The 23,858-nt window shown below is 68.5% G+C and carries 24 protein-coding genes and 1 pseudogene; 12 read left to right on the top strand and 13 right to left on the bottom strand.

The window, feature by feature from the left end; translation table 11 throughout:
- Positions 1-2 precede the first annotated feature (2 nt).
- The 3 genes from NVU01S_RS23250 to NVU01S_RS23260 all read right to left on the bottom strand — a co-directional run bounded on the left by NVU01S_RS23250 (position 3) and on the right by NVU01S_RS23260 (position 3,699).
- On the bottom strand, positions 3-1,643 hold the full coding sequence (locus tag NVU01S_RS23250) for an MDR family MFS transporter (protein WP_043671631.1): 1,641 nt from the start codon (positions 1,641-1,643) through the stop codon (positions 3-5).
- The gene (locus tag NVU01S_RS23255; RefSeq protein ID WP_052280666.1) at positions 1,640-2,281 is read right to left on the bottom strand and encodes a TetR/AcrR family transcriptional regulator; all 642 of its coding nucleotides are present in this window, start codon (positions 2,279-2,281) and stop codon (positions 1,640-1,642) included. The genes NVU01S_RS23250 and NVU01S_RS23255 overlap by 4 nt, the downstream gene beginning before the upstream one ends.
- A gap of 83 nt (positions 2,282-2,364) precedes the next feature.
- Positions 2,365-3,699 (bottom strand): serine hydrolase domain-containing protein, encoded by a 1,335-nt coding sequence (locus NVU01S_RS23260; RefSeq protein WP_043671632.1) that lies wholly within the window; start codon positions 3,697-3,699, stop codon positions 2,365-2,367.
- A 241-nt stretch (positions 3,700-3,940) separates the two neighbouring features.
- On the opposite strand from NVU01S_RS23260, the gene NVU01S_RS23265 reads away from it, so the two are divergent.
- Positions 3,941-4,315 carry a hypothetical protein gene (locus tag NVU01S_RS23265; RefSeq protein ID WP_043671635.1) on the top strand — a complete coding sequence of 125 codons (375 nt, stop codon included), beginning with the start codon at positions 3,941-3,943 and terminating at the stop codon, positions 4,313-4,315.
- An 83-nt stretch (positions 4,316-4,398) separates the two neighbouring features.
- Positions 4,399-4,932: a hypothetical protein gene (locus NVU01S_RS23270; RefSeq protein WP_043671639.1), complete on the top strand. Its 534-nt coding sequence runs from the start codon at positions 4,399-4,401 to the stop codon at positions 4,930-4,932.
- A gap of 10 nt (positions 4,933-4,942) precedes the next feature.
- Here NVU01S_RS23270 and NVU01S_RS23275 read toward each other — a convergent pair whose 3' ends face one another.
- A complete protein-coding gene (locus tag NVU01S_RS23275) occupies positions 4,943-6,277 on the bottom strand; it encodes an aspartate aminotransferase family protein (protein ID WP_052280667.1) in 1,335 nt (444 codons plus the stop codon).
- Between the two features lie 86 nt (positions 6,278-6,363).
- Between NVU01S_RS23275 and NVU01S_RS23280 the strand changes: the two genes are divergently transcribed.
- Both NVU01S_RS23280 and NVU01S_RS23285 read left to right on the top strand, forming a co-directional pair.
- On the top strand, positions 6,364-7,296 hold the full coding sequence (locus NVU01S_RS23280) for a LysR family transcriptional regulator (protein ID WP_043671642.1): 933 nt from the start codon (positions 6,364-6,366) through the stop codon (positions 7,294-7,296).
- A 228-nt stretch (positions 7,297-7,524) separates the two neighbouring features.
- Positions 7,525-8,253: a C40 family peptidase gene (locus NVU01S_RS23285; RefSeq protein WP_052280668.1), complete on the top strand. Its 729-nt coding sequence runs from the start codon at positions 7,525-7,527 to the stop codon at positions 8,251-8,253.
- A 17-nt stretch (positions 8,254-8,270) separates the two neighbouring features.
- On the opposite strand, the gene NVU01S_RS23290 is transcribed toward NVU01S_RS23285, so the two are convergent.
- The 3 genes from NVU01S_RS23290 to NVU01S_RS23295 form a co-directional block, all read right to left on the bottom strand.
- Positions 8,271-9,137 carry an SDR family NAD(P)-dependent oxidoreductase gene (locus tag NVU01S_RS23290; RefSeq protein ID WP_082032083.1) on the bottom strand — a complete coding sequence of 289 codons (867 nt, stop codon included), beginning with the start codon at positions 9,135-9,137 and terminating at the stop codon, positions 8,271-8,273.
- 93 nt (positions 9,138-9,230) lie between these two features.
- Positions 9,231-9,401 (bottom strand): hypothetical protein, encoded by a 171-nt coding sequence (locus NVU01S_RS43530; RefSeq protein ID WP_156161604.1) that lies wholly within the window; start codon positions 9,399-9,401, stop codon positions 9,231-9,233.
- Between the two features lie 60 nt (positions 9,402-9,461).
- Positions 9,462-10,352: a LysR family transcriptional regulator gene (locus tag NVU01S_RS23295; RefSeq protein ID WP_043671646.1), complete on the bottom strand. Its 891-nt coding sequence runs from the start codon at positions 10,350-10,352 to the stop codon at positions 9,462-9,464.
- A gap of 82 nt (positions 10,353-10,434) precedes the next feature.
- On the opposite strand from NVU01S_RS23295, the gene NVU01S_RS42625 reads away from it, so the two are divergent.
- Entirely contained in the window at positions 10,435-11,637 is a 1,203-nt protein-coding gene (locus NVU01S_RS42625; protein ID WP_082032084.1) for an MFS transporter, read from the top strand.
- Between the two features lie 224 nt (positions 11,638-11,861).
- Here NVU01S_RS42625 and NVU01S_RS44960 read toward each other — a convergent pair.
- Positions 11,862-12,884, bottom strand: a pseudogene (locus tag NVU01S_RS44960) (glycosyltransferase 87 family protein); the annotation flags it as partial.
- 77 nt (positions 12,885-12,961) lie between these two features.
- Between NVU01S_RS44960 and NVU01S_RS23305 the strand changes: the two are divergent.
- Both NVU01S_RS23305 and NVU01S_RS23310 read left to right on the top strand, forming a co-directional pair.
- Positions 12,962-13,789, top strand: coding sequence for a helix-turn-helix domain-containing protein (locus NVU01S_RS23305; RefSeq protein ID WP_043671649.1), 828 nt, complete (start codon positions 12,962-12,964; stop codon positions 13,787-13,789).
- A gap of 84 nt (positions 13,790-13,873) precedes the next feature.
- A complete protein-coding gene (locus NVU01S_RS23310) occupies positions 13,874-14,938 on the top strand; it encodes a methyltransferase (RefSeq protein ID WP_043671652.1) in 1,065 nt (354 codons plus the stop codon).
- Between the two features lie 7 nt (positions 14,939-14,945).
- Here NVU01S_RS23310 and NVU01S_RS23315 read toward each other — a convergent pair whose 3' ends face one another.
- Positions 14,946-15,242, bottom strand: a complete 297-nt coding sequence (locus tag NVU01S_RS23315) for a hypothetical protein (RefSeq protein WP_014988125.1) — start codon at positions 15,240-15,242, stop codon at positions 14,946-14,948.
- A gap of 238 nt (positions 15,243-15,480) precedes the next feature.
- Entirely contained in the window at positions 15,481-15,840 is a 360-nt protein-coding gene (locus NVU01S_RS23320) for a YybH family protein (RefSeq protein WP_043671654.1), read from the bottom strand.
- Between the two features lie 184 nt (positions 15,841-16,024).
- Between NVU01S_RS23320 and NVU01S_RS23325 the strand changes: the two genes are divergently transcribed.
- Positions 16,025-16,519, top strand: coding sequence for a hypothetical protein (locus NVU01S_RS23325; RefSeq protein WP_052280669.1), 495 nt, complete (start codon positions 16,025-16,027; stop codon positions 16,517-16,519).
- 79 nt (positions 16,520-16,598) lie between these two features.
- Complete coding sequence (locus tag NVU01S_RS23330) at positions 16,599-17,177, top strand: TetR/AcrR family transcriptional regulator (protein WP_043671656.1); 579 nt, start codon at positions 16,599-16,601, stop codon at positions 17,175-17,177.
- Here the strand turns inward: NVU01S_RS23330 and NVU01S_RS23335 are convergent.
- Positions 17,170-18,639 carry a xylulokinase gene (locus tag NVU01S_RS23335; protein ID WP_244467273.1) on the bottom strand — a complete coding sequence of 490 codons (1,470 nt, stop codon included), beginning with the start codon at positions 18,637-18,639 and terminating at the stop codon, positions 17,170-17,172. The two genes, NVU01S_RS23330 and NVU01S_RS23335, sit on opposite strands and share 8 nt — an antisense overlap.
- A 133-nt stretch (positions 18,640-18,772) precedes the next feature.
- Here NVU01S_RS23335 and NVU01S_RS23340 point away from each other — a divergent pair, with 133 nt between their 5' ends.
- On the top strand, positions 18,773-19,390 hold the full coding sequence (locus tag NVU01S_RS23340; protein ID WP_244467274.1) for a TetR/AcrR family transcriptional regulator: 618 nt from the start codon (positions 18,773-18,775) through the stop codon (positions 19,388-19,390).
- A gap of 14 nt (positions 19,391-19,404) precedes the next feature.
- Here the strand turns inward: NVU01S_RS23340 and NVU01S_RS23345 are convergent, their stop codons facing one another.
- The gene (locus tag NVU01S_RS23345) at positions 19,405-20,298 is read right to left on the bottom strand and encodes a Rossmann-fold NAD(P)-binding domain-containing protein (protein WP_244467275.1); all 894 of its coding nucleotides are present in this window, start codon (positions 20,296-20,298) and stop codon (positions 19,405-19,407) included.
- Between the two features lie 231 nt (positions 20,299-20,529).
- Between NVU01S_RS23345 and NVU01S_RS23350 the strand changes: the two genes are divergently transcribed.
- The gene (locus NVU01S_RS23350; RefSeq protein ID WP_156522231.1) at positions 20,530-21,975 is read left to right on the top strand and encodes a hypothetical protein; all 1,446 of its coding nucleotides are present in this window, start codon (positions 20,530-20,532) and stop codon (positions 21,973-21,975) included.
- A gap of 45 nt (positions 21,976-22,020) precedes the next feature.
- Positions 22,021-22,656, top strand: a complete 636-nt coding sequence (locus NVU01S_RS23355) for a TetR/AcrR family transcriptional regulator (protein WP_052280671.1) — start codon at positions 22,021-22,023, stop codon at positions 22,654-22,656.
- Positions 22,657-22,848: 192 nt separating this feature from the next.
- Here the strand turns inward: NVU01S_RS23355 and NVU01S_RS23360 are convergent, their stop codons facing one another.
- Positions 22,849-23,784 carry an esterase/lipase family protein gene (locus NVU01S_RS23360; RefSeq protein WP_043671665.1) on the bottom strand — a complete coding sequence of 312 codons (936 nt, stop codon included), beginning with the start codon at positions 23,782-23,784 and terminating at the stop codon, positions 22,849-22,851.
- Positions 23,785-23,858: the final 74 nt, after the last annotated feature.

The following is a 23,858-nucleotide window of genomic DNA, read 5'->3' on the forward strand; positions in this document are numbered from 1 at the left end:
CGCTAAGCGCGTTCGCGCACCAGCCGTGCGTCCGGATCCTCCTCCGACGCGGCCACCGCCGTCGTCGCGCCCGGCTCCGTCTTCTCCAGCACCGCCTCGCCGCGGGCGACCATGCCCGCCTCGTCGGACAGCTTCAGCTGCGGAATGAACAGCGCCAGCACGAAGATGACGATCGCGCCGGGGATGAGGTACCAGAAGCCCGGGACCAGAGCGTTCACGTAGGCGCCCACGATCGCGTCGTGCAGGTCCGCGGGCAGGTTCTTGACCACCGACGGCACCAGCCCGCTCGGGTCGAGTTTCGCCGCCAGCACCTCGGGCCCGTGCGACATGAACGCGTCGGTGAGGCCCTCGGTCAATCGGCTGGTGAAGATCGAGCCGAAGATCGCGACGCCGATCGCGCCACCCATTTCGCGGAAGTAGTTGTTGGCGCTGGTCGCGGTCCCGATCTGATCCGGCGCCACCGCGTTCTGCACGACGAGCACGATGATCTGCATGATCAGGCCGAGCCCGGCGCCGATCACGAACAGCATGGCCGAGACGAGCCACATCTCGGTGTTCGCGTCCAGCCTGGTCAGCCACAGCATGCCGAGCAGCATGGTCAGCGCGCCGAGCGGCGGATACACCCGGTACTTGCCGGTCTTGGTGATCGCGGTCATCGACCCCATCAGGGTGATCATCATGCCCGCCATCATCGGGATCAGCAGCAGGCCCGAGACCGAAGCCGAAGCGCCGGTGGCCATTTGCAGATAGGTCGGGATGAACCCGATCGCCGCGAACATGACCAGACCGACCAGCAGGCCGATCGCGGAGGTCAGCACGAAGGTGCGGTTGCGGAACAGCCACAGCGGCAGCATGGGCTCCTCGGCCCGGGCCTCCACCATGACGAACGCGGCCACCACGATCACCAGCGCGGCGATCATCGACACGATCGTCGCCGAGCCCCACGCGTACTGCTTGCCACCCCAGTCGGTGATCAGGATCAGCAGCGTGGTCGCGGCCGACATCAGCAGCACGCCGAGGTAGTCCGGCTTGGTCTTGGGCCGGTGGCTGGGCACGCTCAGGTAGCGGAAGGCGATGACCAGGGCCGCGATGCCGATCGGCACGTTGATCCAGAAGCACCAGCGCCAGCCGAGGGTGTCGGCGAAGAAGCCGCCGAGCAGCGGGCCGGCCACCGAGGTGATGCCGAAGACGGCACCCATCGGCGCCATGTACTTGCCGCGGTCCTTGGCGGGCACCACGTCGGCGATGATGGCTTGCGCCAGGATCATCAAACCGCCGCCACCGACACCCTGCAGGCCGCGGAAGACGATGAATTCCCAGAAACTCGTCGAGGCCGCGGCGCCGACCGACGCGGCGGTGAAGGCGGTCACCGCGAACAGGAACAGCCAGCGCCGGCCGAACATGTCGCCGAATTTTCCGTAGATCGGCATCACGATGGTGGTGGCGAGCAGGTACGAGGTCGCGGTCCAGGCCATGTGCGAGACACCGCCGAGCTCACCGACGATGGTCGGCATGGCGGTGCCGACGATCATCTGATCGAGGCTGGCCAGGAACATGCCCGCGATGAGCGCGGAGAAGATGAGCCAGATTCTCTTCTGGGTCAGGACAATCGGGGCTGGCGGCGAATCGGCCGTCGAGGTCATCGGTCGCGTCTCCTTGTTCTGTCATCAGGCTGGTCGAACAGCCGGGCGGCCATCGCACAGTGGTCTGCCACGGCCGCTTTGAACGACCGGGACGTATCGGCGGCGGCGGACAACACCGCCCGGGTGGTGATGGTGGTCATGACTCCCGCTGCGAGCGCGGCGAATTCGGGCGCGACCGGCGCGCCCGACCGGGCGGTCAGCAGGTCGCGGACCATCGCCTCCTGCTGCACCCCCGCGGCCATGAAGGACGCGACCACCCGGGGTTCGGCCTTGATGATCGCGATGACCAACGAGATGGCTTCGCGCACTTCCTCTTCCGGCTCGATCGCGGAGGAGAACAGCCAGGTCAGGTCCGCCATCAGCACACCGGTCGGCCCACCGGCGACGAACTCGGCCCGGGCCGCGGGCGTGCCGATCTCCTCGACGGGACCGACGATCGCGTCGAGCTTGGTGTCGTAGTAGTTGAAGAACGTGCGCGGCGAGACCCCGACGGCCTTCGCGATGTCGTCGACGGTGGTCGCGTCGACCCCGTGCTCGACGGCCAGGCGCCGAGCGGCCATGCAGAGATCGAGCCTGGTCTTGCGCTTCTTCTGTTCGCGCAGGCCGAGCGGCGGTTCGGTGCTCGCGGGGGACGACATGGCCGAAAATTTAGCACAAACTGCAAAATTTCAGATAGTGCAATATTACGTGACGTCGCTCACCCGGACCTCGCTCACCCGGTCTAGCGGATGCCGGGCGTAGCCGGGTGCGGCCCGACGCAGCCGAGGACGAAACAGCCGGGCGGCCAGTCCCCGAAGGGCGGCGCGAGCGGTGCGCCGAGACATTCGAGCGGGCCACAGCCCGGATACGCGTACGGCCCGATACCGAGCGCGCCGAGAGTCGCGTCCGGATTCGAGATCATCGGATCGGCGAGGCTGATATCCGGTTGCGGCACATAGGGTCCCGGATCGGGCAGCGCCGGCGCCCGAAAGGCCGCGATGATGCCGCGAAGCACGTCGTGCGGAAAGCTCACCGCACTACCGGGGACGGTCACCCCGGTCCAGGTGACCAGCAACCCGAGACTCGGGACGATGAAGTTGTCCTGGCGCATCATCCCCGACATCTTCACCGCGTCCGGCGGCAAGCCGGGCAGTTCCGCGGTACAGCCGGGCCCGTTGACGACGAAGAGAAATCCATAGCACGGATTGGCCGGCGTCGGCCGCGACGCCTGCTCGAGATAGTCGGCGGAGATCACCTGATCGCCTTGCCAGGCACCGTGATTCACCACCAGCAGGCCGAGCTTGACGAAATCGTCCGGCGGCATGATCAGATGCGCGTAACCATAGGTGTTTCCGCTGCGGTCGCGGCCCCAGTGATAGTCGGTGCGCCGAATGCCCAAGGGATCGAATAGGTTTCGCTGCGCGTAGTCCTGGAAGTCGAGGCCGACCGCCCGCTGCACCACATGGACGAGCAGATCGACGGCGCGCTGACTGTAGCGCCACACCGTGCCCTGCGGACTCTCGATCGGCATCGCCATGGCCTGCGCCACCGTGTTCGGATCGAGTTGTGCCAGGCCGGTGATGCCCTCGGAGGCCACCGCGACCTGCAAGCCCGAGGTTTCGGTGAGCAGGCTCCGGACGGTGATCGCCCGGTGCGCGTCGTCACCGAGCCCGGGCGGCAGATAGCGGCCGATCGGATCGTCGAGCCGCAGGCGCCCCTGGTCCACGGCGACGCCCGCGACCAGCGACACCACGCTCTTCGTACTGCTCCACAGGTTCCACGCCACACCACCGGTCTGCTCGTTGTTCGGCCCCGCGGCGATCAGGCAGTTGTTGCGGAATACCTGAACATTGCGTCGCGTCGGGTCCGCGGCGAAAGCGACCGCCCGGTGCAGCGCGGCCGCGTCGAGCCCGACCTCCTCCGGTGTCGCGGTCGCCGGCTTCCTACCGCCGGCCACCGCGCAGTGCTTCAGCGCATCAGGCGCGGCAGATGCTGCGCCGCAACCGATTTCGATGCCGGTGAGCACGGTGACGACGACACTCACCACCAGCAGCGCACTCCGCAGTGACTTGGACATCGCACTCCCCACCCTCCGACAGGTTCTGGTGGGCACATCGGGCAGGCTCCGGGCGGCGTTTCCGTTCGGGCTGCCCCGACTTGTCGGGGCGAGCACGGCCGAGTCCACCCAATCTACTGCTGAATTGCGTATCTGATCATGGCGTTTCTCCCCACAGGGACAATCATGCTGGCCATAAGCTTGTTCTCAGCTTCTTTACCTACTGTTTAACTTAGTAGATGAGCAGAGAGGCAACGACGCCATGCAGCGACTCCCCCAGCGGTCGACCGGTAACCGGCAGTCCTTCCGACGTGCCACCGCGCTCGCCCTGATCGTCGGATTCTTCGGTACCGCAACGGTGCTCACGTCCGGTATCGCCACCGCGGCCGTCGACGACGCGCCGGGCCGCGACACCTCCGGTGCGCACCACACCGACCCCCAGGGCTTCCACCACACCGACACCAACCCGTTGCGCCAGAACGAACACCAGCGGGCGCAGCGTGAGTACTGGGACAGGCAGCGACCCGAGACCGCACCCGGTAGCGGCGGGGGCGGCGGCACCACGACCTGGTCCTCCGTGCCGCGACCGGACGGCGAGGGCTGGGTGGTGTGCAAACCCACGGCCAGCTGGTGCTGAGTAACCGAAAAGCGCTGTTGCACTTGCTTTATCGACCGCGATCCAGCGACCTCGGGACCGGTCGAAGACAGAGGGAGACATCGATGAACACCACGACGACAACGAGAGCCGCCGCCCTCGGACGCACCTCGATCGCACTGCTCGCGGCGGCCGCCGTCGCGGGCGGGCTGGTCGTCGGCGCGGGCAACGCTGCGGCAAGCACCGCGGGCTCCGGGGTGCACTGCCTGTGGGCGGGCACCAGCCATCCGCAGGGCGCGACCGTGGTGGCCGGAGGCCAGAGCTTCCGCTGCGAGACCGACCGCGGCGCGGCGTCCTGGTCCCGCGGCCCCGCCGACAACCGGCCGAGCACGGTCCCCAACCCGGGCGCGTACACCAGGCCCGCGGGCCTGTTCAGCCCGGGCGCGCGGCAGCCGGGCACCGAGTACAACGACTACTGCGTCGGCAGCCAGCTCATCGAAGGCAACGAGGACATCTACCAGGTCGTCGCCGCCCGCGACGGATCGCTGCAATGGAAGGCGGCCGGCCCGATCTCGCAGTGGAAATTCGACCCGGACTCCCCGCGTCCCGGCCCGTCCTCGCGGTCGGTGAGCCTCTGCATCGACGGCAACCTGACCTGAGGCGCCGCCGCTAGAGCCGGGCGGCCGCGTCGCCGATCGCCTCGTCGAGGATGGACAGACCGAGGGTCAGCTCCTCCTCCGTGGCGGTCAGCGGCGGGGCGATCCGGAAAACGCCGCCCATGCCGGGCAACTGCACGATGTTCATGTGCAGGCCGAGTTCCAGGCAGCGGCGCGTGACGAGCGCACCGAGTTCGTCCGAGCCCCTTTTGGTTTCGCGATCGACGACGAGTTCGAGCCCGGCGAGCAGCCCGCGCCCGCGGATATCCCCGACGACGCTGTGCCGCTCGGCGATTTGCTCCAGGCCGCGGCGCAGGAACCCGCCGAGTTCGGCGGCGCGCTCGTCGAGCCGATCCCGGATGAGCACGTCGAGCACGGTGTTGCCGACCGCGGCCACCAACGGATCGGAGACGTGCGTGGTGAAGAACAGGAACCCGCGCTCGTGCGCGGCCTGCTCGATATCGGCGCTGGTGAGCACCGCGGCCAGCGGCAGCCCCGCGCCGAGCGTCTTGGACAGGGTGATGATGTCGGGCACCACGCCGTCGCGTTCGAACGCGTACCAGTTGCCGGTGCGGCACAACCCGGTCTGCGCTTCGTCCAGGATCAGCAACATGCCCCGTTCCCGGCACAGGTCACGCAGCCGGGCGAAGTAACCGAGCGGCGGTTCGATCACGCCGCCGGAACTGAGAATCGGCTCGACCAGGCAGGCGGCCAGGCTGCCCACCGACTGCGCGTCGATCAGGTCGAAGGCGAAGTCGAGTTGTCTGCGCCAGTCGAGTTCGCCCTCGGCCGTGGTGAAGTCGGGCCGGTAGGCGTGCGGGGCGGGGATGGCGAAATTGCCCGGTGCGGCCGGACCGTAGCCTTTGCGTCCCGCGCTGTAGGTCGCGCCCGCCGCGGCCTGGGTCATGCCGTGCCACGAGCGGGCGAACGAGACGATCTCGTGTTTCCCGGTGACCAGCTTGGCCATCCGGATCGCGGCCTCGTTCGATTCGGCGCCCGTGGTCAGCAGCAGCGCTTTGGTCAGCGGCTCGGGCAGCGTGCCCGCCAGCCTGCGCGCCAGGTCGACGACCGGGCGGCTCAGCATGCCGCTGAACAGATGGTCCAGCTCGCCCACCTGCCGCCGGACCGTCGCGACGATCTCCGGATGCGCGTGGCCGAGAATCGCGCTCATCTGACCGGACGTGAAATCCAGTATCTCCCTGCCGCTTTCGGTGTACAGGAAGCTGCCGGCGGCCCTGGTGATGATCTCCGGACTGAAGGCGCTCGCACCCGCGTAGCGCACGAGATGACGGTCGGCATCGCGCCAGAATTCGGTCGCGGACAGTGGCGCGGCGGTGGAGGAAGCCATGCCTCCGACGGTAAAACCGCGCGAGCGACACGTCCATCTCACAATTCCGGCTGTGCTGTACGGCAGCGCCGAACAACAATGGACCCATGCTCAACCCCTGGCGACTGCGCCTGCTCAGCCAACTGGACACCCTCGGCACCGTGCGCGCGGTGGCGCAGGCGGCGAACCTGAGCCCGTCCAGCGTCTCCCAGCAGCTCGCGGTGCTCGAGGCCGAGACGCGGACCCGGCTACTGGAACGCACCGGCCGCCGGGTCCGGCTCACCCCCGCCGGACTACTGCTCGCGCGCCGCGCCCGCGCGCTGCTCGACCACATGGGCACCGTCGAAGCCGAACTGCGCGGCCTCGGCGACGAGCCGGTCGGCCTGATCCGGCTCGGCGCCTTCCAAAGCGCCATCCATTCCCGCTGTGTGCCCGCGGTACGGCGGCTCGCGGTCTCCCACCCGCACCTCGAGGTGGAACTGCACGAGTTGGAACCGCACGAGAGCATGCGCGCGCTGCGCGTCGGCGACGCCGATATCGTCATCACCACAACGGATTTCGTCGATCAGCCGCTCGGCCCGGACATCGACATCGTGCCCCTGGCGACCGATCCGATCGTGCTCGTGCTGCCGCCGGGCCGGTCGGCGCGCGGGCCCGCCGATCTCGCGGCCTACGCCGACGAGCCGTGGGCCTTCGATATGCCGAAGTCGTATATGGCGAACCTGGCGACTCGGCTCTGCCGCGAATCCGGCTTCGAACCCCGCGTCGTATGCCGCTTCAGCAACTATCTGATGACGCTGCAACATGTCGAAGCCGGACTGTCGATCACCCTGCTGCCCGGCCTCGCCGTCGATCCGCGCTACCGGGTCACCACCCGGGAGTTGAGCAGCCCGGTGACGCGGACGATCACGGCCGTCATCCGGCGCGGCGCGCCACCCCGATCCGCGGTGCACACCGTGCTCGCGGCCCTGCGCAGCACCGGAGAACTGCCGGTCAGCGCCGCATCCGCCCAGCAAGAAAACACCACGCAAAATAGCTGATTTTCAACTCTCGAATATTTAGTTATCGTTTCGTTATTATTTTAATGTGTGTCCTGATGTGCATTCGTCGATTTATGTCGAATGATGGTAAATCGGATCCGCTTGGACACAGATCACCGTGATGTTCTCGAATGTATTCGAAGACTTTGGTGCCGTCCGGTTTCGCCCTCAGCTGCGGCGTCGCGCGACCCGCCAGAGCCTTCGAGACGACCATCGGAGGACTTGATCATGGCATCGCAGACCGACGACGTCCGAACTACCCGCTTCCTGCGCCGAGTGCTCTGGTGGGCACTCGCCGCAGGCGTGACCCTCGCAGGCGCACTCGCCGCACTGCTGGTCACCTCCGGAACGGCAACGGCACAACCGATTACCGTGCCGGGCATCGGCACCGTGCAGGTACCAGACGAATTGCCCCTTCCCGCAGGACTTCCCGGAAACCCGGCACCGCAGCCGGAGAGCGCGCCGATCGCAGCTCCCGCACCGACCGAGTTCTCCGCCTTCGGCATCGAATTCACACTGCCGGAGATCCCCGGATTCGAATACCCCAGCCTGGCAGGCATTCCCGGCGTCAGCACGCCGAATCAGTCACTGCTGCACGAGACTCCGCTGAAGTCGCCCGGCGAGGTCGCGGTCGAGGCCGCCCGCACCAAGCTCGGCGCAGACTACGGCGCGTCCGCGGGGCCCGACTCGTTCGACTGCTCGGGCCTGGTCCAATGGTCCTACGAGCAGGCCGGTGTCGACGTGCCACGCACCAGCTACGACCAGCTCGCCGCCGGAACCCCCGTCGCGCGGGACGAATTGCAGCCCGGCGATCTGGTGTCGTTCTACGGCGGCGGCCACTCCGCGCTGTACGCCGGTGACGGCAAGGTCATCCACGCCTCGACCTACGGCACCGGTGTCACCGAATCCTCGATGGACACCATGCCGTTCGCCGGTGCTTGCCGCTTCCGCGACTAGCCCACCCGGGTAACCGTTCAGCGGTTGCGCTGGACACGGGCGATGCGGCGGTCCATCACCCAGGCCAACAGGCCGGGGACCGCACCCGCGAGCCAGCGCGTCAGCCGGGCGGCCGACGAGGGCACGACTGTGGCCCGACCGCGCGCCGCGCCGATCAACAGGGCGTGCGCGACTTCGCCTGCGCTGATGGGCGTTCCGGCGCTCAGCGCCCGCAGCTCCGGCGGTTTGGTCGCCGCCTCGGCGGCCAGCTGCGGGGTGTCGACATCGGGCGGCAGGACGACGGTGACGGTGATGCCGCGCGGCTTGAGTTCTTGACGCAATACCTCGCACAGCGCGCGCACGGCGAACTTGCTGGGACTGTATGCGCCGTAACCGAAGCAGGGCAGCACGCCCGCCAGCGACGAGATGACCGTGACGCTGCTCCCGGTGCCCGCGTCGAGATCGGGCAGCGCCGCGCGGATCGCATGCAGCGCACCGAAGTAATTGACTTCCATATGTTTTGTGAAGTCGGCATCGTCGAGCCGGTCGAAATAGTCCGGCTTCGCGATACCGGCGCACACGATCACCGCGCCGATCGCGCCGTGCCGCGCGCGTGCCGCGTCGACGGCGGCGCCGACCTGCTCCTTGCGCGTGACATCGGCGGCGAACACCGCCAATGGCCGGTCCCCGTGGACCGCTTCCTCGGAAAGACGGTGCAGGGCATGGTCTTCGAGCGCGACGACGCTGACCCTGGCGCCCATGGCCAAGGCCAGTTCGGTCACCTCCAGTCCGATGCCGCTACTGCCGCCGGTCACCACCACGTGGCGTCCGGCCCAGTAGTCCGTCACCTCGGCGGGCAGCGCGGGGCGTACGCGGGTCGATTCGGTCGATAGCGAGATGCTCATGGCGGGCACTTCCTTTCGTCACGACCCATGCTGCGGGGCGGACGTCAGAAGAATGCGAGGCGAGCGGCAAAGCCAGGTAAGAACTCGAGTGCTTCAGGCGTCTTCGACAGGTTCGTCCGCGGCACGCGGGGCCGTACCGGACAACCGGACCACACCGGCCTCCAAGTCTACGTCGACACGGGGGCGGTGCCCTTGCCCGGCACTGTCTTCGCTGCCCTCGTCGGCCAGCTTCTGGCCCGGAAACAGTTCTCCCATAACACCCACGAATCCACGATAGCGCGGTCCACCGCCCCGCGGCTGCGGGGCGCGACGCGAAGCCGACGGTCAGCGCTGTGCGTCGGAGGTGGTCAGGGCATCGATCACCGCTGACAGGGCCCGAGTGCGGGGTTTGTCCCGGCGCAGGACCACGGCGATGGTCCGGTGCAGGGGCGGAGTCAGCGAACGGGCCGTCAAGCGCCCGTCGTCGCGAGCGGGCAATGCCATGCGCGGCAGAATCGCGTAGCCGAGGCCGGCAGCGACCAATTCCTTGATCGCGGCCACACTGCCCAATTCCATCACCGGCTTGACGGTGTGTCCCGCGGCGGCGAACCACCGATCGACGAGTCGACGTGTGTTACCGCCGGGATCGAACAGCACCAGCGGCCGAGACGCGAGCGCGGCGGCTGTGGTCCTGGCCGGCGGCGCGGCGGCGTCCGCGGCCGCGACCAGTACGAATTCGTCCTGCCGGACCGGGGCCACCTCGAAGGCCCGGCCGGGAATGGGCATGGTGAGCAAGCCCAGGTCGATGCGGTTCTCCGCGAGCAGGTGCAGCAGATTGTCGGTGTTACCGGTGTGCACGATGAGGTCGAGCGCCGGGAACCGGCGCCGCAACCCGCGCAGGACCGGCGGCAGCAGGTACACGCACGCGGTCTCGCCGGTACCGAGCCGAACTCGCCCGGCAGTGCCCGCCGTGTAGTGCGCGAGGCTGTCCACCGCGACCGACACCGCGTCTTCGATCCGGGCCGCGTGCGCCAGCAGTTCGGCCCCGGCCGCGGTCGGGCGCACCTGTCGACCCACCCGCTCCAGCAGAGTTACGCCCAAACGGTTTTCGAGGTGCCGCAGGCGCAGGCTGACGGCCGGCTGGGTGATGCCCAACCGTTGCGCCGCACGCGAAAAGCTGCCGCACTCGACGACTTGCACGAACGTGCGCAGCTGATCGAGGTCCAGCGCGCCCATACCCAAGCCCTTCTTATGTCCTGTATCAGCGTCATCAGCATTGCTTATCGTCGAACCGCAGGGTCGGCGAACCGGAGGGCCTATGGACGCGAAGTTGCGAAAGGCGGTGCGCTGCCTCGGTGTTTCCCAGCTGGTCTGCTGGGGTGTCACCTACTATCTCGTGGGCATCTTCGGCGGCAGCATCGGCGCGGATCTCGGCTGGAGCGAAACCCGGGTCCAGGGTGGGTTTTCGGTGGCGCTGCTGGTGATGGGCTGCGCTTCGCCGCTGGTCGGCCGCTGCATCGACCGGTTCGGCGGCAGGCCCGTTCTCGCGACCGGTTCGGTGCTGGCGGGGCTGGGCTGCGCGGGTGTCGCCACGACGAGCAGCGTTGGCTGGTACTGCCTTTCGTGGATCGTGCTGGGCGCGGCCATGCGGTGCACGCTCTACGATGCCGCGTTCGCGACGCTGGCCCGCCTCGGCGGTGGACACGCGAAACGGCCGATGTCGCAGATCACGCTGCTGGGCGGGTTGGCGTCCACGGTGTTCTGGCCGATCGGTCATGGTCTGGCCGAGGCCCTGGGCTGGCGCGGTGCGATGCTCGTCTACGCCGGATTCGCGCTGTCGACCCTGCCGATGCATCTCGCGATTCCGCGCCACGTTCCGCTACCGGTCGAAACCCGTTCTCCCGCAGCCGCACCCGTTGCCGCCGCCCGCGATGACCGCGTTGCGGCGGTCTTGTACGCGGCGATCATGACCGGGGTGGGCTTTCTGGCCTCGGGACTGTCCGCCCATCTGATCGGCATACTCACCGGCCTCGGCTTGGCGGTCGGCACCGCGGTGTGGGTGTCGACCCTGCGCGGCATCGCCCAGTCCGCGGCCCGGCTCGGTGACGTGTTGTTCGGACGAAGCTTGGCGGCACCGGATCTGAACCTGATCTCCCTTGCGCTGCTGCTGTTCTCGTTTCTCGTCGGCTTCGGCGGCGGGCGGGTGCTGGTGCTCGCCGCCGCCTGCGCCGCGCTGTACGGCGCCGGAAACGGGCTGGCCACCATCACCCGGGGCACGTTGCCGTTGGCCCTGTTTCCGGTGCACGGCTACGGGGCCCGCGTCGGACGACTGCTGCTGCCCAGCTTTCTGCTCTCCGCCGCCGGACCGCTGGTCTACGCCGTCGTTCTCGAAAACTACGGGGCCACCGGCGCTTTGACGTTGTCCGCGGTGCTCTCGGCCGGGATGGTGGCCGCCGGGTTCGCGCTACGACGCAGGGCCACAGCGATGGCCGCGAACAGTGCGACGGTGAGCCAGATGTAGGCGTTGCGGTAGAACAGGACCGGATGTCCGCGCGCGGCATAGTCGAACACGCTCACCAGCGTCGGATCGAGAAACGCCAGTACGCCACCGGAGACGAAGAGCGCCGTCACCACGAATACCGACGGCACGACCAGACCACCACGGCGCAGCGCCAGATCACCCAGGTAGATGAGCAACGGCGCGAGCCAAACCCAATGGTGCACCCAGCTGAACGGCGACACCGCCGTCATCGTGACGCCGACGCACACCACCGCGGGCAGTTCCCGTCCGGACAGCGACAGCCGGCGTGCCAGGTACAGGCAGACCGCCGCCATTGCCGCGGCCCCGGCCAGCCACAGCACCTGATGTGCGCCCGCGACGCCGACCGAGCGGGCGATCATGCCGCGCAGGGACTCGTTCGACAGGTTGGCGGGCTCGCCGACGCGGGCCGGATCGATGAACGCGCCACCCCAGAACGTCACCGAATCCTTCGGCAGCACAGCGAAACCGACCGCCACCGTGACGAGGAAAGCGCCTGCGGCCGTCGCGGCCGCCCGGTAGCGCCGGGTGACGAGCAGGTACAGCACGAAGAAGGCGGGTGTCAGCTTGATACCCGCGGCGATACCGGTCAGCACGCCCTTCCATCGCGACGTGTCAGGCAGTGCCAGGTCCGCGATGACGAGCAGCAACAGCAGGATGTTGATCTGCCCGAACGCCATCGTCTGCCGGATCGGCTCGCACCACAGCAGCAGTCCGCCGATCGAGCCGGCCGCGACCGCTAGTCGCAGGTCGCGCCGGTAGCCGAGCAGCGACAGCGCCGCCCAGCAGGAGCCGGCCAGCATGGCGAAGTTCCCGAAGCCGCCGACGAGGGTGTACAGATCACCGTGCAGCCAGCGCAGCGGCACGAACAGCAGCGCGGCGAACGGCGTGTAGACGAATTCCCAGACGCCGCGGGTATTGCCGAGCAACGGACTGTCATAGACCGAAACCCCATGGCTCACCCGGTCACCGGCGATCTGGTAGACGCTCAAATCCATCAGATGCAGCATCACCTGCCGGTGCTCGAGCACCTGCACCAGGTAGTAGCCACCCGCGACGAACCCGGCGACGACGATCGCCCACCACACCACCGGTGCGATGGTGCGCGGCTCGTGCTGCTCGGTCCCAGACGACGTCTCGATGTTCTCGATCGTCGATGACGACAAACTCACTCCCAGCGATCGGACTCCGTTTGCGCCACCCCACGGTAGTGGCATCCCGGCGCGCATTCCACCGGGGCCACCTGGGTATCTCCTGGGAACATTTGTTCAAGACAGGACACCGCGACATCGGCGACAGTAGAGATATGCGCAGCTACGAGGTGGGGACCGTCCCCATGGACCGTGATGTCGAGGACGGCTGGGAGGTCGTGCATCCGACCGCCGAGGCCGCCCTCGACGGCGTGCTGATGGCCGGGTTCCGCGATCGCGCGGGCGCCGGGCTGGACCTGCGGGTGCTGCCGCAGCCCACGGTCGTCGTCATCATCGGCATCGGGGACAACCCGGTCACGGTGCACGGTGCGGCCGGATCCCGGGCGCTGCCGAGTTTCGTCGCCACGTTGTCGCCCGGCCCGGCTCGGATCCACGGGGATCGCGTCGAATGCGTCGAGGTGCGTCTGTCGCCGCGGTCCGCCTACAGCCTGCTCGGCGTCTCGCCCCGCGAACTGAACGGGTCCGTCACCGGGCTCGGGGAGCTGTGGGGACCGCAGGAGCGGCGGCTGCGCGAGCAGCTCGCCGACGCCACGACCTGGTCGCGGCGGCTCGCACTGACCCGTGCGTTCCTCGTGCAGCGGGGCGCGGCGGCGCCGCCGATGGCGCCGGAGGTGGCGGCCTCGTGGGACACCATCGTCGCCCATCGGGGTCAGATCCGGGTGGACGACCTCGCCGCGTCCTGCGGCTGGAGCCGAAAAAGGTTGTGGGCCAGGTTCAATGATCAGATCGGTCTGTCCCCCAAACGCGCCGCGATGCTGGTCCGGTTCGACCATGCCGCTCGCGCGCTGCGCGCGGGCAAGACCGCCGGTGAAGTCGCCGTGACCTGTGGGTACGCCGATCAACCGCACCTGAACCGGGACCTGCTCGCATTGGCCGGCTGCACGCCGAGCGCGCTGGCCGGGCGGGTGACCTCCGCGGGCTGAGCCGCTCCCGGCTCGCACTCCTATTGCTGCGCCTTCGTACTGCGTTGTGCGCGTTGCCAACCCGAGAAGACAGGAAGTACACCCATGTCCGACACCGATGTCCGCGCCACCGAAAGCGCCGACCGCGACCTGATCGTCCGGCTCGCTTTCGGCAGTTTCGCCGCGCAAACCCTGCGCAGCGCAATCGAATTGAAGATAGTGCCACTGCTCGGCAGCACGCCGCGGCAGGCCGCCGAGGTGGCCGCGGCGGCCGGGACCGCGCCCGACCCCACACTCCGGCTGCTGCGCGCGCTGGCCGGATTGGGACTGCTGACCGAACACGACCCGGGCTCCTTCACCTCGACTTCCGCGGGGGCGCTGCTCGATCCGGACACCCCGGAGTCGCTGACGTCGTTCGTCCGGATGTTCACCGACCCGGCGATCATCCGGGCCTGGGAACATCTGGACGGCAGCATCCGCACCGGCGACATCGCGTTCGACCGAGTATTCGGCACCGATTTCTTCAGCCATCTCGCCGAACGTCCCGAGCTGTCCGCCGAATTCAATGCGGCGATGAGCCAGGCGGTCGCGGAGACCGCCGCCGCGTTGCCGACCGCATTCGATTTCGGCCGATTCCACTCGGTCACCGATGTCGGCGGTGGCGACGGCACCTTGCTCGCCGCCGTGCTGGCCGCGCATCCGGAGCTGCGCGGCGTCGTCTTCGATACCGCGGAGGGCTTGGCCCAAGCACCGAAAACGTTGGCGGACAACGGTGTCGGCGACCGCTGCACGCTCGGCGCCGGTGATTTCTTCCGTGCGGTGCCGACGGGCTCGGACCTCTACCTGATCAAGAGCGTGCTGCACGATTGGACCGACGAGCAGGCCGTCACCATCCTGCGACACTGCCGCGAGGCGCTGCCGCAGAACGGTGTCGTGTTGATCGTGGAACCGGTACTGCCCGCCGTCGTCGATCCCACCGCCGACAGCGCCGACGGCGGGATCACCTATCTCAGCGACCTCAACATGCTGGTCAATGTCGGCGGCCGGGAACGCACCCGCGCGGACTTCGCGGATCTGTGCGCGCGGGCGGGGCTGCGGCTCACCGCGGTGACACCGCTGCTCGCGGCCGCGCCCTACTCGCTGCTCGAAGCCGTGGCCGCCGAGCGCTGAGGACAGGTCAGACGCCTGCGGCGCCGCCCTGCATGGCGATGACGAAGCCGCCCTCGCCATTGGCGTCGGTGCCGGTGTCGAGGACCTTGTCGTCCAGGAAGGCGGCGGCCTGCTGGTCGAGGAAGATTCGGGAGCCGTCGGCGTTCAGGACCTGGTCCTGGGCGCCCGGCGCCGCGGCGACCTCGAGCTGTAAGGTCTCGGCGCCGTCGGTGGTGGAGATGCGCAGGCCCGCCTCCTGCGGCGTGCCGTCGGCGGAGGTGATGGTGCGGACAACCTCGATGGCGGTGGGGGTGAGCATCAACATATGTCTGGTTCCTTCCCGCTGTCGTGCGAGTCAGCCGGTGCGGCGGACTCCGGAACGCAGGCCGACCGTCGACATGCCACCGCGGCGGTCGGCACCGGCGTTCTCTGAGGGGTAGCCATGAGCCATGCCCCGAAACTTCCTTTCTCGGGACACTGCGCATTTCGCCTGCTCGGCGCCGCACTGTGACCCTCGCCGCACCGGCCGAGCGGCCGGTGCGAGACGGGTCTGTGCGGAAAACTCAGTTGACCTTCGGCTGGCTGATCACACACAGCCAGGTGCCGTCGGGCTGTCGACGCAGCACGTCCACGGTGATCTCGCCGTTGGGCCATTGATGCGCGCTCAGTGCGATATCGCCCATCACGAGCGGCTGCTGCCGCGCACCGATCTCGAAAACCGGTCCGGTAGCGAGGAATTGCGCGTAGGCCTCGCGGATCGCCGGGATGCCGCGGACCACCGGGCCACCGGGTATCGCGAGCACGGCGTCGGGCTCGTACAGCGCGGCCAGTCCCGTCGCGTCCCCCGCCGCCACCAGGTCGACGAACACATCGATCACGTCCTCCGGCTGCGCAATGCCCACCCGGCTCTCGATCTCACTCATGCCCGCCAGCGTCGCAGACCCGCCGCGCGCCGCGCGAAAACCCGTACAGCCCTTGTCAACTTCCCATGTCCACCACCCCTCGCCCGCCGCCCCTGGGCCACGACGCGAATATCAGCTATGTTTCAGCTACCAGAACTGCCCGACTCGACGCCCGAGCATCGTTTGATCCGATCGAGGAGTGTGCATGAACATCACCGCAAAGCTGGCGGGAATCGCCGTCACGGTCGCCGCGGCACCCCTGCTGAGCACGACATCGGCGCAGGCCGTCACCCCCGACACCGTCTATTTCAGCTACGGCGACGAGGTGAACTGCGCGATCACCGCCGACGGCATCGTCGGCTGCGATGTGACACCGAATCGCGTGCCCGCCGTCGCGGTGGGCGACACCTGGGTACCGCTGCCGGTCCCGATCAATCAGGTCATCATCGACCAGCCGGAACTACCCGCCCATCCAGGCGTCACGCCCAAGGCGTTCACCCTGCCGGGTGGAAATCCGCGGATGAGCGATGTCAAAACCGGCGAGGGCTACGCCAGTATCGAGGTCGCGCACGGCGGCGCGACCTGCGTCGCGACCGGCGGGCACTACTCCGGCCCCGGCCTATCCTGCACCGCGAAAGGCCATGCCTTCTCGCTCTACGCCACCGGCGGCGGCTTCCGGTCCGGCGTCCTCATGAGTTGAGGGGTTCGAGCGGGTCAGCCGTCACGTAACGGTTAGTGTTTCGAAACCGCTGAGTTTTCGTATTTGATAGCATCCGAAAATGACCGTGCCGCTCGGGCGTCGTGCGCGTAAGAAGGCCGCGACCCGCCAGAATATCGCCGATACCGCGCTGCGGCTGTTCTCCGAGCGCGGCTACGACGCGGTCGGCATCCGGGACGTGGCGGCCGAGGCGGATGTGGCCGTCACGACCCTCTTCTCGCACTTCGCCTCGAAAGAGGCCTTGGTCTTCGAGCGGGACGACGACTTCGAGCAGCGCCTGCTGCAGGCGGCCACCGATCGGCCGGCGGACGAAACGCTCATGCACGCGCTGCGTCGCGAAATCCACGCCCTGGTGCAGCACTGCACCGGCCCGGACGTCACGACCATCTGGAAGATGATCGACGAATCGGCCGCCCTGCGGGAGTACGAGAAAACGATGCGGCTGCGTCACGCGGAGTCGCTGGCCACCGCCATCGCCACCGATCTCGGCCTGTCCCGGACGCCGGTGGCCTGCCGGACCATCGCCAGATTCGTGATCGACGCCTATTCCGTGGCCCGCGAGGCACCCGATCCGGCCGCCGCGGTGGACGAGATCTTCCAGATGATCGAGGCCGCCTGGAGCGTCGCCGAATTCAGCTGAGCCGGTGCCACTGCGCCAGATCCGTGTGCAGGTCGCGCAGCGCGGCGTGCACGGATCGATAGGTTTCGTACAAACCACGCAACCGACCGACCGGCGCCGCCGGCACGAACGACCGGTCGACCGCGACCGCCGCGCGCGCCGCCGCGGTCACGTCCGGGTAGATGCCCGCGCCGACCGCACCGAGCAGAGCCGCGCCCAGCGCCGCGCTGTCGTGCACCCGCAATCGTTCGACCGACCGTTCCAGCACGTCGGCGTGGATCTGCCCCCATAACGCGCTGCGCGCCCCACCACCCGAGAACGCCACGCCGGGAAGCTCGAATCCGCAGGCGGTCTCGACGGATTCGAGCACGTGCCGGGCCGACATCGCCACCCCGTGCAGCACCGCGAGCGACATATCCGCCGTCGTTGTCGCCGAACTCATCCCGAGGAAGCTCGCGCGAACCTCCGCGTCCCACAACGGCGCTCGTTCACCCGCCAGGTAGGGCGTGAACAGCACGCCGGGCTCGCCCGCAGCAGCCGATTCGAAGACTTCCGCCAGACTCAGCCCGGACACCTGGCTCCACCAGCGCACGGCATCCCCGCCCGCCTGCGTCGGCCCGGCATGGACGTACAGCCCGGCGCGCGGCGGGAAGGTGACGATCCCGCCCGCCGGGTGTGCCTGCGCGGACGCGCCCGCGACCACCAATGACGTTCCGCACGAGATCATTCCGCGGCCCGGCTCGGTGGTGCGGGTGCCGAACACCGCGCTGTAGGCGTCCATCGTGCCCACCACCACGTCCGCGCCGTCGACCCGTCCCACCGTGTCCTCCGGAGCCAGGATCTCCGGCAACCGCTCCCCGAGTCCGTCGACGAGCGCCACCGCCTCGGCCAGATAGCCGTCCGGCCCCGCCACCCGTACCGCCGCCAGCAGATCCGTCGCGACCCGCCCGGTCAGTTTCGCGGCGACGAAATCCTTGGGCCCCAGCACCCAGCGCGTCCGCGCCCACAGGTCCGGGTCGGTGCGCGCGAACCATTCCGCCCGCGCGCCGACGAACGACGCGTCGAGGGTGATCGCCGATCCCCAGATCCGGACCTTGTCCGCGTCGTCGAAGCGGGCGTCGAATTCCCGGGCGATCTCCGCACAGCGCTGGTCCTGCCAGATGATCGCGGGCGCCAGCGGCGTCAGCCGATCATCCACGCACACATGGGTATTGACCTGACTGGCCAGGCCGATCGCGCGCACCGCACCCGCGGGCACCGCCGACAGCACGGCACGCATCCCGTCAACGCAGCCCCGCCACCAGTCCATCGGATCCTGTTCGGCCCAACCGGGTTTCGGCCTGCTGGTCGGATACGGCGTCGTATGCGCCGCCACCTGATCACCCGCCACGGTGAACGCGACCACCTTCACCGCGGTAGTCCCGATATCGATACCGAGCAACAACTCCCCCGACATCCCGTCCCCCGCAGCCCCAGCGCTCATCCCCGCAGTCTCGCAGAGCGCGCGGACCGTGGGCGAGACCGCCGGTTCGACGAGCGCGCCGGAAGCACCGCACCTGCGCCACGGTGGCGTCGAGCAGATCGAGAGCCGGGCTGGCGGCGGTAGATTGGCCCTCGTGGACAGACGTGCACTGCCGCTGGGTGTGCCGCGCGCAGAGCGCGCCGATGCCGCGCGCAATCGGCAGCGCCTGCTGACCGCGGCGCGGGCGTTGATCGCGGAGGTGGGGGTCGACAAGGTCACCATGGACGGCCTGGCGGAACGTTCCGGGTTGGGCAAGGGCAGCGTCTTCCGGCATTTCGGCACCCGCGCCGGGATCTTCGACGCGTTACTGGACGAGGACGAGCGGGCCTTCCAGAACCAGGTGATGGCAGGGCCGCCGCCGTTGGGCCCCGGCGCCGACCCGATCCCGCGGTTGATCGCGTTCGGTCGCGCGCGGATCACTTTCCTGCTCGATCGCCAGGCCATCGCGCGCGCCGGCTTGGACCGCGCACAGCCGATTTCGGCCGGAGCCGCGACCCTGTCCCGGTTCCACATCCGGATGCTGCTGGGCCACGCCTGCCCGGACGTCGCGGACCTCGACACCCTGGCCGTTCAGCTCACCGCGGCGTTGGAAGGCCCGATCCTGCTCTATCTGTCGTCGGACGACCCGGCGCACAGCGCCCATCAGCTCCGCCGGCTGGCCGAAGGCTGGCAGGTCCTAGTCGAACGCGCGACCGCGCCGCGGATGGGCTGAGCCCGGCACCTCGGTCAGCCGACAGCGCGGCGCAGCAGGTTTTCCGAAGCGGTCATGAACTCGTCGACGCGCACATCGTCCATGCCCCGGGTGGGCCGGATCGGCCGGCCTTTGCCATTGATCATCAACCCGCACTGCCCGGTGAGGTCGGGGGCGACCAGTACCGGCACAATGCGCTCGGCATAGGTTTCCGGTGACGGACGGAGCAGGCCGATCAAGGCTTGCGTGGCCCGGTTCGCGAGCGTGTCGCGGCCGAGGCGATGGGACAGGAGGTCGGTCTTCGTGGGGCCCGGATTCAAGCCGAAATAGTCCGGTCCCGGCCACCGGTCCCGACCGGCGAGGACGAGGGCTTCGTTCGCGGCCACCGTGTTCTGGTGCGCCCTGACGGCACGGTACTCACGTTCGGCGTTGAGGTCGGCAGGGTCGCCGAGTTCTCCGGTACCGGGCGAGCCCATGATGAATATTCTTGCGGGAAAACGGTTTCCGGTCCGCGCGCGGCCCAGGCGGGGTGCCAGTCCCGGCAACATCGCGATGCGCGAAAGATGGCTGACGGCCATATCGCGTTCGATGCCTTCACCGGTTTCCTCCCGGCTCTTCGCCGCGAAGATTCCCTGTGTGAACAAGACCGCGTCGGCGGCTTCCACCGGCAGTTCGTTCCCGAGCCGGACCGCCGCACGCAGCGACGAGAGGTCGGCTTCGAGGAAATTCAGCCGCTCGGCCGGACTGTCACGAAAGGTGCGGCCGACCACGGTGACCTCGGCGCCGAGCATCCAAGCCTGCCGGGCGACGGCCCGGCCCAGACCGTTGGTTCCGCCGATCACGATCAGCCCTTTGCCGGTCAAGTCCAGCTCTGCCAGCGGCGGCGGCTGCAAGGTGATCCGGGGGTCGACTATTCCATCTATACGCATCGGCGTCCTTTCGATCGGAGGGGCATGCACAGTCGGGTTTAAAAACCGAAGTTTACCCCGTTTCTATTCCCGAACATGCCCTAGGCGTCGATCACACCGTTTGCGGCAAGTGCCCGCGACCAGCGGGCAAGTATTATCGACACTTGTCGAGAATTATCGACACATGTTGACTATGTGGTCTAGGCCGATGCAGAATGAGTGGCCATGAGCGACTGCGCCCCACTTTCCGCCGTGTCCCGACGAGCTGTGCTCGGCGGTGCATTGGCGGGTCTCGGGGGTTTGGCGCTGCCGGGATTCGCTGCGGCCGCGCCCGATGGCGTCGAACTCGTCGACAGCGACACCCTGTGGAGCTGGGTGCGCAGGATGACCGCCGGCGGGCCCCGGTTCACCGGCAGCGACGCCCATCGTCGCTGGATCGATTACCTCGCAGGCGAACTCGAGACGTTCGGGTTGCCGGTGCGGCGGTACCCGACGGCGCTGAAATACTGGAACGCCGAATTCTGGGCACTGACGGTGACCGATGCACACGGCGCCATACACGACATTCCCGTCGCCTACTACTGGCCTTACTCGGGAACCACACCGCCACAAGGGATTACCGGCGAACTCACCGAGGCGGCCGGAGCCGACCCGACCGGGAAGATAGTGCTCGCCGATCGGCCGATCACCCCACTCGTCGCGGGCGCCTTCGCCGCGGTGGCGATAGACGCGCAGCCGCGCTCGCTACTGCTCGATGCCGCACTGGAGGACTCCTCGCGACTGTGGCTGGGCGCGCAAGGCCCGAAGCTGCGCGACCTACGCGACCGCGGCGCGATCGGCGCGGTCGGCATTCTCCCCTTCGACCCGGCAGATGCCGCAGGCCAATTCACTCCGCACCAGCAACCGCACGACGGGTTGCCCGCCCTGCTCCTGGATCAGTTGCAGGGCAACCGCCTGCGCGAAGCGATGCGGCTCGGCCCGGTCACCGCGACGCTCACGCTCACCGCCGAGACGAACGACGAGGCCACGATCGACTATCTCGCCGCCGAACTGCCCGGCAACGGCAGCCGTGCGGGCGCGATCCTGGTCATGACCCACACCGACGGGCAGAACGCGATCGAGGAGAACGGCGCGGCCGCACTGCTGGCGATGGCCGACTATTTCACGAGACTGCCGGTGGCACAGCGTGATCGAGACATCGTATTCGTGCTCTCCCCCGCGCACATGACCGCCTCGAGCAGTGCCGTGCATCCCGAAACGTGGCTCGACCACCACCCCGAGATCGCCGACCGGCTCGTGGCCGCGGTGGTGCCGGAGCATCTCGGCGCGACGCAGTGGGATGCCGGCGGCACCGGCCGAGCCTGGCACGCCACCGGCAAGCAGGAGATCCTCGTCCTCGGCGTCGGCAACAGTGCGGAGCTCGCTCGAGCCGTCGCCGCGGAATTGGCCGGCTCGGATCTGGATCGCACCCTCGTCGCCCGGCCGTACACCGACAACCTCTACGGCGAGGCGACCGGGCCGTACCGGCGCGGGATCCCGACCGTCACCGCCATCGCGGGGCCGAATTACCTGGTGCGGGTGAGTGAGAACGGCGATCTCGACAAGCTCGATCCGGCGCTCGCCCATCGCCAGACCCGGTACCTCACGCATCTGACCACCCGGTTGCTCAGTGCGCCCTGGTTGCCTGCCCCGCGATAGCGCGCGGCTGATCTGCGCGTCGTCGCGATCGGTAAGCTCTCGTCCGTGACAGCGCGGACGAGGCAACCCGGGTCGCCCGGCCGCCGCGGCCCCAGCAAAGGCGACCAGCGCGAAGCCGCGATCCTCGACACGGCCCGTCGCTTGCTCGCCGAGCAGCCGCTTTCCTCCATCACGATCGACCAACTCGCCAAGGGCGCCGGTCTGTCCCGCTCGGCGTTCTACTTCTACTTCGACTCCCGCGACGCGGTCGTGCACGCGCTGGTCGGTGCCAGCCTGGTCGGTTTGAGCGCCATCGTCGAGGAGTTCGACCGTACGACCCCGCCGCGCGCGGCGATCCGGCACGCCGTCGCACGGTATCTGCAACGGTGGCGCACGGAAGGCACGCTGCTGCGCGCGTTCGGTCCGGCGTCGAGCCGCGACGCCCACCTCGACGACACCTGGCGGGACACCCACGCCGACATCCAGCAGCGCATCGTCACCCTGATCGACACCGAACGCGCCGCGGACCGCGCTCCGGCGGGCCCGCCGGACAGCGGCGCACTGGCCGCGGCTCTGCTGGCGATGATGTGGCGGGCGGGCTACGAGTACGCGGCCGACGAACCCGACGCCGCGGAAACCGAACGCCGAGTCGACGCCCTCACCGCCGTCTTCGTGCGCACCATCTGGTGCACGCCGGACTAGACGAGAACCCGAACGCGGGCGCCGTTTATCGACACGGCTGCCGGGTTAACTGCCAGCTCCGCGCCGAGCCGGCGACATCGGTCGATCCATCCGAAGCGCAGTCAACGGCGGGTGGCAGTGCACGCCGACCGCGCCACCGTCGAGGTCCGCGGCTCATGTGGTATGAGCTTGCCGATACGAGACGAATCGTGCTCAGCCGCCGAAATACGGCAGCACCATTTGTTCGCACGGGGGACGGACCGCGTGCTCGGGGTCCAGGCCGTTGAGGATTTCCTGCAGCGCCACCCGGTCGTAGGCCATCGCGAGATGGTCGGTGAAATCGTTCGGGCAGACGTCCTGGACGACGATGTTGCGGGCCTCGGGACCGTGCAGGAACTGGTCCGTCATAGGTGTCGCCACGATGTCGTAGCGGGAGACGATCGTCGTGTAGCGCAGGCCGGGCACAGTGTCCGGCAGGCCCGCGAGTGCGGTGTTGAATTCCGAACTGCGGAACTGCTGCATCGCGGCGGTGTCGAGTTCGTCCAGCGCGGCGGCCAATCCGGGCAGCGCGGTGCGCCACATCGCCACCCACGGATCGAGACCGAGCGCGTCGGAGCCGCGGTAGGTGGGCGCCAGCGCCACCACGTCGTGCACCTTCGACGCGCCGCCGACCACGCTTGTGTAATAGCGAATCAACGGCCCGCCCTGCGAATGACCGACCAGATCCACCACGGTCGCACCGGTGGCAGCGCGCACCCGGTCGACGAATCGATCGAGTTCGCCGACGGAATCCCGGATGTCGCCGGTGCCACCGATCTGCCCGAACTTCAACCCACCGAAGTTCAACGCGAACACGCAATACCCGTCGTTCTTCAGCAAGGGAGCCAACGCATTCCAGTTGACTCGCATGTTCGCGTGCGTCCCGTGCACCAGCACCACCGGCTCGGGATGCTTTGCGCTGCGACACGACCAGTCGTTCACCCCCGGCGGTTCCGAGCCCGGATAGCGAATGCTGTCCGCCAGCGCCACCAGCGTGCTGTAGTCCACCGGCAGCGGCGCCGGCCCGGCCTGCGCACCCGCCGCCCGCACCACCCCCGCCAACACGATCGCCACCGCGACCCCCAGCATCCGCAGGCCCTTGTTCGACATCGATACTCCTCCCCAACCCAACGGGCGGCTATCCGGGCCATACTGAAACCCACTGGTTCCAGATCCTGCCGCCA

Origin of the sequence: Nocardia vulneris (assembly GCF_001613425.1) — a bacterium.
Classification (GTDB): Bacteria; Actinomycetota; Actinomycetes; order Mycobacteriales; family Mycobacteriaceae; genus Nocardia; species Nocardia vulneris.

Coding starts and splice junctions, on each gene's coding strand:
- NVU01S_RS23250 (WP_043671631.1), bottom strand. CDS start 1,643: ATGACCTCGACGGCCGATTCGCCGCCAGCCCCGATTGTCCTGACCCAG.
- NVU01S_RS23255 (WP_052280666.1), bottom strand. CDS start 2,281: ATGTCGTCCCCCGCGAGCACCGAACCGCCGCTCGGCCTGCGCGAACAG.
- NVU01S_RS23260 (WP_043671632.1), bottom strand. CDS start 3,699: ATGTCCAAGTCACTGCGGAGTGCGCTGCTGGTGGTGAGTGTCGTCGTC.
- NVU01S_RS23265 (WP_043671635.1), top strand. CDS start 3,941: ATGCAGCGACTCCCCCAGCGGTCGACCGGTAACCGGCAGTCCTTCCGA.
- NVU01S_RS23270 (WP_043671639.1), top strand. CDS start 4,399: ATGAACACCACGACGACAACGAGAGCCGCCGCCCTCGGACGCACCTCG.
- NVU01S_RS23275 (WP_052280667.1), bottom strand. CDS start 6,277: ATGGCTTCCTCCACCGCCGCGCCACTGTCCGCGACCGAATTCTGGCGC.
- NVU01S_RS23280 (WP_043671642.1), top strand. CDS start 6,364: ATGCTCAACCCCTGGCGACTGCGCCTGCTCAGCCAACTGGACACCCTC.
- NVU01S_RS23285 (WP_052280668.1), top strand. CDS start 7,525: ATGGCATCGCAGACCGACGACGTCCGAACTACCCGCTTCCTGCGCCGA.
- NVU01S_RS23290 (WP_082032083.1), bottom strand. CDS start 9,137: ATGAGCATCTCGCTATCGACCGAATCGACCCGCGTACGCCCCGCGCTG.
- NVU01S_RS23295 (WP_043671646.1), bottom strand. CDS start 10,352: ATGGGCGCGCTGGACCTCGATCAGCTGCGCACGTTCGTGCAAGTCGTC.
- NVU01S_RS42625 (WP_082032084.1), top strand. CDS start 10,435: ATGGACGCGAAGTTGCGAAAGGCGGTGCGCTGCCTCGGTGTTTCCCAG.
- NVU01S_RS23305 (WP_043671649.1), top strand. CDS start 12,962: ATGCGCAGCTACGAGGTGGGGACCGTCCCCATGGACCGTGATGTCGAG.
- NVU01S_RS23310 (WP_043671652.1), top strand. CDS start 13,874: ATGTCCGACACCGATGTCCGCGCCACCGAAAGCGCCGACCGCGACCTG.
- NVU01S_RS23315 (WP_014988125.1), bottom strand. CDS start 15,242: ATGTTGATGCTCACCCCCACCGCCATCGAGGTTGTCCGCACCATCACC.
- NVU01S_RS23320 (WP_043671654.1), bottom strand. CDS start 15,840: ATGAGTGAGATCGAGAGCCGGGTGGGCATTGCGCAGCCGGAGGACGTG.
- NVU01S_RS23325 (WP_052280669.1), top strand. CDS start 16,025: ATGAACATCACCGCAAAGCTGGCGGGAATCGCCGTCACGGTCGCCGCG.
- NVU01S_RS23330 (WP_043671656.1), top strand. CDS start 16,599: ATGACCGTGCCGCTCGGGCGTCGTGCGCGTAAGAAGGCCGCGACCCGC.
- NVU01S_RS23335 (WP_244467273.1), bottom strand. CDS start 18,639: ATGAGCGCTGGGGCTGCGGGGGACGGGATGTCGGGGGAGTTGTTGCTC.
- NVU01S_RS23345 (WP_244467275.1), bottom strand. CDS start 20,298: ATGCGTATAGATGGAATAGTCGACCCCCGGATCACCTTGCAGCCGCCG.
- NVU01S_RS23360 (WP_043671665.1), bottom strand. CDS start 23,784: ATGTCGAACAAGGGCCTGCGGATGCTGGGGGTCGCGGTGGCGATCGTG.